Source organism: Curtobacterium sp. 22159, assembly GCF_052045775.1.
In the GTDB taxonomy this organism is placed as follows: domain Bacteria; phylum Actinomycetota; class Actinomycetes; order Actinomycetales; family Microbacteriaceae; genus Curtobacterium.
Genome location: NZ_JBQEPN010000025.1, coordinates 1 through 546, shown reverse-complemented (window position 1 = coordinate 546; position 546 = coordinate 1). Strand labels below are relative to the sequence as shown.

Genomic DNA, 546 nt, shown 5'->3' with positions numbered 1-546 from the left:
GCAGGAGTTCCAGTTCGGCATGAACTGGTCCACGTACTCGCGGTTCGTCGGTGACGTCTTCGGCGCACCGCTCGCGCTCGAGGGGATCCTCGCCTTCTTCCTCGAGGCCGCGTTCATCGGCATCTGGATCTTCGGCTGGGACCGTTTGCCGAAGCGGGTCCACCTCGTGAGCATCTGGCTCACCGCACTCGGGACGCTCCTGTCGGCCTACTTCATCATCGCCGCGAACGCGTTCATGCAGCACCCGGTCGGCTACCGCCTCGATCCTTCCCGTGGCCGCGCAGAGCTGACCGACATCTGGGCGGTCGTGACGAACAAGGTCGCGCTCGCCGCATTCCCGCACACGATCGCCGCGTCGTTCATGGTCGCTGCCGCCGTCGTGATCGCGGTCGCGGGCTGGCACCTCTCCCGGAACCAGCACCTCGAGACCATGCTCCCGGCGATCAAGTTCGGCCTCTGGACGATGGTCGCAGCGGGCGCCGTCACGGTGCTCACCGGTGACCAGCTCGGCCTGGTCATGGTCGACACGCAGCCGATGAAGATGGC

At 66.5% G+C, this 546-nt stretch carries 1 protein-coding gene; it reads left to right on the top strand.

Annotated elements, in window-relative coordinates; translation table 11 throughout:
- The coding region (locus tag ACTJKO_RS17420; RefSeq protein ID WP_440690634.1) for a cytochrome ubiquinol oxidase subunit I at window positions 1–546 on the top strand (546 nt) is incomplete at both ends.